This window comes from Cupriavidus consociatus, from assembly GCF_017814975.1.
GTDB classification, from domain to species: domain Bacteria; phylum Pseudomonadota; class Gammaproteobacteria; order Burkholderiales; family Burkholderiaceae; genus Cupriavidus; species Cupriavidus consociatus.
This window is the reverse complement of record NZ_JAGIQA010000072.1, coordinates 1-7,251: the sequence shown is the minus strand read 5'-3', so window position 1 is coordinate 7,251 and position 7,251 is coordinate 1. Positions and strand designations below refer to the sequence as shown.

Annotated in this window: 7 protein-coding genes; all 7 read left to right on the top strand. The window is 68.5% G+C overall.

Annotation, left to right across the window (positions count from 1 at the left end; translation table 11 throughout):
- Window positions 1-175 precede the first annotated feature (175 nt).
- Window positions 176-1,066 carry a dienelactone hydrolase family protein gene (locus J8I82_RS36795; protein ID WP_209765452.1) on the top strand — a complete coding sequence of 297 codons (891 nt, stop codon included), beginning with the start codon at window positions 176-178 and terminating at the stop codon, window positions 1,064-1,066.
- A 42-nt stretch (window positions 1,067-1,108) separates the two neighbouring features.
- The gene (locus tag J8I82_RS36790; RefSeq protein WP_209765450.1) at window positions 1,109-1,897 is read left to right on the top strand and encodes an enoyl-CoA hydratase/isomerase family protein; all 789 of its coding nucleotides are present in this window, start codon (window positions 1,109-1,111) and stop codon (window positions 1,895-1,897) included.
- Window positions 1,898-2,660: 763 nt separating this feature from the next.
- Window positions 2,661-4,067 (top strand): adenosylmethionine--8-amino-7-oxononanoate transaminase, encoded by a 1,407-nt coding sequence (bioA, locus tag J8I82_RS36785; RefSeq protein ID WP_209765448.1) that lies wholly within the window; start codon window positions 2,661-2,663, stop codon window positions 4,065-4,067.
- On the top strand, window positions 4,057-5,271 hold the full coding sequence (bioF, locus tag J8I82_RS36780; RefSeq protein WP_209765446.1) for an 8-amino-7-oxononanoate synthase: 1,215 nt from the start codon (window positions 4,057-4,059) through the stop codon (window positions 5,269-5,271). Before bioA ends, bioF begins: the two co-directional genes overlap by 11 nt.
- Complete coding sequence (gene bioD, locus J8I82_RS36775) at window positions 5,268-6,005, top strand: dethiobiotin synthase (RefSeq protein WP_209765444.1); 738 nt, start codon at window positions 5,268-5,270, stop codon at window positions 6,003-6,005. The genes bioF and bioD overlap by 4 nt, the downstream gene beginning before the upstream one ends.
- 23 nt (window positions 6,006-6,028) lie before the next feature.
- Window positions 6,029-7,051 carry a biotin synthase BioB gene (bioB, locus tag J8I82_RS36770; protein WP_133098118.1) on the top strand — a complete coding sequence of 341 codons (1,023 nt, stop codon included), beginning with the start codon at window positions 6,029-6,031 and terminating at the stop codon, window positions 7,049-7,051.
- Window positions 7,052-7,161: 110 nt separating this feature from the next.
- Window positions 7,162-7,251, top strand: a 90-nt coding sequence (locus J8I82_RS39830) for a biotin carboxylase N-terminal domain-containing protein (protein ID WP_209765454.1), incomplete at its 3' end; no start/stop codon positions are given.

Genomic DNA, 7,251 nt, shown 5'->3' with positions numbered 1-7,251 from the left:
ACGGTGCTGGGGCTGGGCCTGTCGGCCAGCCTGAATGCGCCGATCGAGGATATGAAGTTCGGCGTGTTCCGCATGTAGCCGTCACGGCAGCGGCGCTGTCTGCTTTACTGGTTTCATCGGTTTCATCGGTTTCATCGGTTTCATCGGCTTCATCGGTTTTTTTGCTGCTACTTCCATGCGTTGCGTGATCCGTCTGCTTTCCTGCCTTGCCGCGGTGCTGGCCTTGCTGCCGGCGCTGCCGGCGCCGGCGCAGACGGGTGCCGGCAGCGGGCAAGCCGTGCCGCGCATGCGTTTCACCGAGCAGGTGGTGATGCTGCCCAAGGCCGCGATCCCGTCACGCATCGACCTCGAAGCGACGGTGTTCAAGCCGCCGGGAGAAGGGCCGTTCCCGCTGGTGGTGATCAACCACGGCAAGGCGCCGGGCCGGCCGTTTATGCAAGGGCGCGCGCGCTTCGCGGCGCAGAGCGCCGAGTTCCTGCGCCGCGGCTACGTGGTGGTGCTGCCGATGCGGCAAGGCTTCGCGCGCTCGGGCGGCGCCTACGTAGGGGGCAGTTGCGACATCGAGGGCAACGGCATGATGCAGGCCGACGACGTGGTCGCCACGCTCGACTATATGGCCACGCTGCCCTATATCGACATGGAGCGCATCGTGGTGATCGGGCAATCGCACGGCGGGCTGACCACGATGGCCTTCAGCACCATCGGCTATCCCGGCGTGCGCGGCGTGGTCAACTTTGCCGGCGGGCTGCGCAACCTGAATTGCGCGGACTGGGAAGACCGGCTGGTCGACGCCTTCGCCAGCTATGGCAGCACGGCGCGCTACCCGTCGCTGTGGGTGTACGGCGACAACGACAGCTACTGGCCGGTGCCATTGCCCGGCCGCATGTTCAACGCATACAAGGCGCAGGCCAAGGGAGAAGCGGCCAAGGCGTGGCTGGTCGACGTGGGCGATTTCGGCAACGACTCGCACCGGCTGTTCAGCGCGCGCGAAGGCATCCCGCTATGGCTGCCCGAGGTCGCCGCCTTCTTCCACTCGCTCGGCCTGCCGTTCGAGACCGGCTCCTGAGCCCTTCCGCCAACTTTCAGACATCCGCCAACGGAGCGAACCATGGAATTCACCACCCTCACCGTCAATATCGCCAACCACGTCGCCACCGTGACGCTGAACCGGCCCGACGTGCGCAACGCCTTCAACGAGACCGTGATCGCCGAAGTCACCGGCGCCTTCCGCGCGCTCGGCGACATGGACGAGGTGCGCGCCATCGTGCTGGCCGGCAACGGCCCGGCCTTCTGCGCGGGCGCCGACCTGAACTGGATGAAGAAGATGGCCGGCTACTCCGACGACCAGAACCGCGCCGACGCGCTGACGCTGGCGCAGATGCTGCATACGGTGTGGTCGTGCCCGCGCCCGGTGATCGCGCGCATCCAGGGCGACACCTACGCCGGCGGCATGGGGCTTGTCGCCGCGTGCGACATCGCCGTCGCCGCCGAGCACGCGCATTTCTGCCTGTCCGAGGCGCGCCTGGGGCTGCTGCCCGCCACCATCAGCCCCTACGTGATCCGCGCCATGGGCGAGCAGGCGGCGCGCCGCTATTTCATCACCGCCGAGCGCTTCGACTCGGCCGAGGCGCTGCGGCTGGGCTTCGTGCATGCGGTGGTGCCGGCCGAAGCGCTCGACGCCAAGGTGGCGGAACTGGCGACCGCGCTGGTCGGCAACAGCCCCAATGCCGTGCGCGAGAGCAAGCGGCTGGTGCAGGATATTGCGGGCCGGGCGATCGATGACGACCTGCTGGCGGACACGGCTGACCGTATCGCGAAGATCCGGGCGTCGGAGGAAGGGAAGGAAGGGGTGAGGTCGTTTTTGGAGAAGCGGTCGCCGTCGTGGCGGCCGGCTTGAGGTGTCAGTTGGCAGTTGGTTGTGCCGTTGCCTTGCGGCTGGCATCTGGTGGTGCTTGATATGCCCGGTTCCGCCCTGAAGGGCGGGTAACGCTTTGTCCTAGCGACAAAGAGTCACCAGAAAGCGCATTATTGTCCTGGGCGGACGGCCACTCTTATCGTAGTGTGCCGGGTCTTTCGTACGGGGCTGGGCTTTCTCACAAGGTAGGACTGCCTGCCGCAAGGTGCGCCACGATGGCTGGGATTGAAGCGGCTTTTGAACGAGCCCAGAGCTGTGGATGGCCCCTGCTGCTGGCGTTGTGGTAGGAACGCCTTCGGCTGCGCTGCGCGCCGGCTGCATCCCAGGTCATGTGCTCAGGCACGGAACGCGTCGCTGGGCTCGCTTAGCGCTATCGCTGGCGAACCTTCCAACGGCTTCCCCCCGCGCTTGTTTGCTCCCCTCTCCCGCTCGCGGGAGAGGGGCAGGGGGTGAGGGCCGGAGCCTCAACGGAGTCCGGCCCCCCGCTCTCCGATACCCATCCCAGATATCCACCCAAAAAAACACCCATTTTGCGTGAAGATCGCGGCACGCAACCCCAAAGTTCAGTCTTCATCCATGCAAAATCGCTGAATTGCGGTGAATCTGCGCTCAAAACCAATAAATCGCCACCATTGCCAATCCCGCGGTGACATTCCTAACATGACCCTCCCAACCCGTCCGCCGCCATGCTGTCCGGCCTTGCCGCAGCAACGCGCACGCAGACGGTCAACAAAGGAGGGCTACCTTGGATCACCTGTCCCTTTCCCCAGGCGGCACGCAGTCGCTGGGCCAGCGCAGCCGCAACGCGGTCTGGCACCCCTGCACCCGCCTGCGCCCCGATGACGACGCCCTGCCGCTCGCGATCGTGCGCGGCGAAGGCCCGTGGCTGTTCGATGCCGACGGCCGCCGCTATTTCGACGCCACCAGCTCGTGGTGGGTCAACCTGTTCGGCCACGCCAACCCGCGCATCAACGCCGCGCTGGCGGCGCAACTGGAGACGCTCGAGCATGTGATGCTCGCCGGCTGCACGCACGCCCCCGCGGTGGAGCTGGCCGAGCGCCTGTCCGCGCTGAGCGCCGGCGCGCTCGGCAATGTGTTCTATGCCTCCGATGGCGCCTCGGCCGTCGAGATTGCACTGAAGATGAGCTTCCACTACTGGCGCAACACCGGGCTGCCGGCCAAGCGGGAGTTCGTCTGCCTGCGCAACGGCTACCACGGCGAGACCGTGGGCGCGCTCGCGGTGACCGACGTGGAGATCTTCCGCGACGCCTACGACCCGCTGATCCGCCGCGCCCACGTGGTGATGTCGCCCGACGCGCGCCAGGCCGTGCGCGGCGAGTCGGCCGCCGACGTGGCCGCGCGCGCGCTGGCGGAGCTGGAAGCGCTGCTGCGCGAGCGCGCCGGCCAGATCGCCGCACTGATTGTCGAGCCGCTGGTGCAGGGCGCCGCCGGCATGGCCATGCATGACCCGTCCTATCTCGACGGCGCGCGCGCGCTGTGCGATCGCTACCGGATCCACCTGATCGCCGACGAGATCGCGGTCGGCTGCGGCCGCACCGGCACCTTTTTCGCGTGGGAGCAGTCGCGGGGCGAGGCCTCGGCCGAGACGCCGCTGCCCGCGCATGCGTGGCCCGATTTCCTGTGCCTGTCCAAGGGCATCAGCGGCGGCTACCTGCCGTTGTCGCTGGTGCTGTCGCGCCCGGAAATCCAGCGTGCCTTCGTCGCCGACGAACTGGCGCGCAGCTTCCTGCATTCGCACTCGTACACCGGCAACCCGCTGGCCTGCCGCGCCGCGCTGGCCACGCTCGACCTGTTCGAGCAGGACAACGTGATCGAACAGAACCGCGAACGCGCCCGCTGGCTGTCCGACGCGATGGCGCCGCTGGCCGCCGATCCACGCCTGCAGCACGTGCGCCAGCGCGGGCTGGTCTGGGCCGCCGATGTGCGCGACGACGTGGCCGGCGCGGAATTCTCATCGCGCTTCCACCATGCCGCGCGCGCGCGCGAACTGCTGGTGCGCCCGATCGGCAATACGTTGTACGTGCTGCCGCCCTATGTCTTCGATGCCGCCCAGGCACACTGGCTGGGCCAGCAGCTGCTGGCCACGCTCGACGATGTCACCACCAGCGCGGAGGTCCGCCATGCTGCTTGAACAACTGAAACAGGCCGCCGCCCAGCGCCAGCAACTGGCGCTGACGCGCCGCCGCCGCATCGCCCACACCGCGTGCGCGCCGCACCAGGCCGTGGGTGCCGTCGATGCGCAGCCGCAGCCGCTGCTGACTTTCTGCAGCAACGATTACCTCGGACTGGCCAACCATCCGCAGGTGATCGCTGCGCTAGCGGAAGGTGCGCACCGGTATGGTGCCGGCAGCGGCGCGTCGCACCTGGTCAGCGGCCACTCACTGGCCCATGCACAGCTGGAGGAAGCGCTGGCACGCTGGTTCGCACCGCATATCCCGCATGCGCAGACGCTGTACTTCTGCACCGGCTACATGGCCAACATGGCGGTGCTGACCGCGTTGGGCACGGCCGGCGCGACGCTGTTCTGCGAATCGCTCAACCACGCCTCGCTCATCGACGGCGCGCGGCTGGCACGCGCCGACGTGCAGCGCTATCCGCATTGCGACACCGCCGCGCTGGAAGCGCTGCTGGCGGCGAGCACCAGCGAGCGCAAGCTGATCGTCACCGACAGCGTGTTCAGCATGGACGGCAACGTCGCGCCGCTGCGCCGGCTGCTGGAGCTGGCCGAGCGCTACGACGCGTGGATCATCGTCGACGACGCGCACGGGTTCGGCGTGCTGGGCGAACAGGGCCACGGCGTGCTGGAAGCGCTGGGGCTGTCGTCCGAGCGCTTTATCTACATCGGCACGCTCGGCAAGGCCGCCGGCGTGGCGGGCGCGTTCGTCGCCGCGCACGAGACCGTGATCGAGCACCTCGTCAACACCGCGCGGCCGTATATCTACACCACGGCCGCGCCCCCGGCGGTGGCGCATGCGTTGCTGGCCAGCCTGGCGATCATCGAAGGCGAGGAAGGCCGGCAACGCCGTGCGCAACTGACGCGCTGCATCACGCTGCTGCGCGAAGGCCTGGCCCGGCTGGCCGCCAGCGCCGGCTGGTCGCTGGGCGAGAGCCAGACCGCGATCCAGCCGCTGATCATCGGCGACAACGCCGCGTCGCTGGCGCTGTCGGCGGCGCTGGAAGCCGGCGGCATCCGCGTTGGCGCGATCCGGCCGCCGACCGTGCCGGAGGGTACGGCGCGGCTGCGCATCACGCTGTGCGCCGCGCACGACGAGGCCGATGTGCGCCGCCTGCTCGACGCGCTGTCCGGGGCGATGCCGCGCAAGGAGGCGGCATGACCGCGTCGCGCAATTTCGCTTGCTTTGTGACCGGCACCGATACCGGCGTCGGCAAGACCCACGCCAGCGCCACGCTGCTGCATGCGCTCAACGGCGCCGGCTATCGCACCGCGGGCATGAAGCCGGTCGCCAGCGGCAGCGAATGGCGCGACGGCCACTGGCACAACGACGACGTGGCGCAGTTGCGCGCCGTCAGTTCGGTGACGGTACCGCTCGGCCATACCTGCCCGTTCCTGCTGCGCACGCCGTGCTCGCCGCACCTGGCGGCGGCGCAGGAAGGGGTGCGCATCACGCGCGCGCCGATCCGTGACGCGTTCGACGCGCTGCGCCGCCAGGCCGATGCCGTGGTGGTGGAAGGCGTGGGCGGGTTCCACGTTCCGCTCGACGCCGGCGCCGTGCGCTGGAGCACCGCCGACCTGGCCGTGATGATGGGCCTGCCGGTGGTGATGGTGGTCGGCATTCGGCTCGGGTGCCTCAACCACGCCGTGCTGACCGCCGAAGCGATCCGCGCGCGCGGCCTGGTGCTGGCTGGCTGGATCGCCAACCGGGTCGACCCCGACATGCTGCTCGCCGACGAGAACATCGCCACGCTGCACGCATCGCTGGACGCGCCGTGCCTGGGCGAGCTGCCCTGGCAACTCGAGCCCGCCGCCGCCGCTACGTGCCTCGACCTCGCGCCGCTGTTCGCCGCCACCGCCAATTCCCAGGCCGAGGCCGCCGGCCTTGCCGCCTGAACCACAATTCGACTGACAAAAACATGACCCAAGCCCACACCGTTACCACCATCTCCGCCGAATCGCTGCGCCAGACCGCACGCCAGCACGCACTGCCCGACGATGCCAAATGGCGTGTCGACGACGTCGCCGCGCTGTTCGCGCTGCCGTTCAACGACCTGCTGTTCCGCGCCCAGCAGGTGCATCGCGAGAACTTCGACGCCAACACCGTGCAGCTGTCGACGCTGCTGTCGATCAAGACCGGCGGCTGCGAGGAGGACTGCGGCTATTGCCCGCAAAGCGCGCACCACGACGCCGGCGTCAAGGCCGAGAAGCTGATGGCGCTGGACGAGGTGCTCGACGCCGCGCGCGCCGCCAAGGCCAACGGTGCCACGCGCTTCTGCATGGGCGCCGCCTGGCGCAGCCCCAAGGACCGCCATCTCGAGCCCGTGATGGACATGGTGCGCGAAGTCAAGGCGATGGGCCTGGAGACCTGCGTCACGCTGGGCATGCTCAAGGCGGAGCAGGCGCAGCAACTCAAGGAAGCCGGGCTGGACTACTACAACCACAACCTGGATACCTCGCCCGAGTTCTACGGCAAGATCATCACCACGCGCACCTACCAGGACCGGCTCGATACCATCGGCCATGTGCGCGACGCCGGCATCAACGTGTGCTGCGGCGGCATCGTCGGCATGGGCGAATCGCGCGAGGCGCGCGCCGGCCTGATCGCCCAGCTGGCCAATATGGACCCGTACCCGGAGTCGGTGCCCATCAACAACCTGGTCCAGGTCGAAGGCACCCCGCTGGCCGGTACCGAGGCGCTGGACCCGTTCGAGTTCGTCCGCACCATTGCCGTGGCCCGCATCACCATGCCCGGGGCGATGGTGCGCCTGTCCGCCGGCCGCGAGGCCATGGACGAGGCCTTGCAGGCGCTGTGCTTCATGGCCGGCGCCAATTCCATCTTCTACGGTGAAAAGCTGCTGACCACCGGCAATCCGCAAGCCGACCGCGATCGCGCCCTGCTGGCCCGCCTGGACATCCGCGCGGAGGGTTACGCGGGGTAATCACGCGGAATAGTCACGCGGCATGGTTGCGCGAGATAGCGACGCGGAATTAACCCATTGGACACCTCCCCGCCGTAAGATGCCGATAACGGCATAACAAGGAGGGAGCCATGTTCAGCAAGATCCTGATCGCAAACCGCGGCGAGATCGCCTGCCGTGTCGCCGCCACCTGCCGCCGGCTCGGCATCCGCACCGTCGCG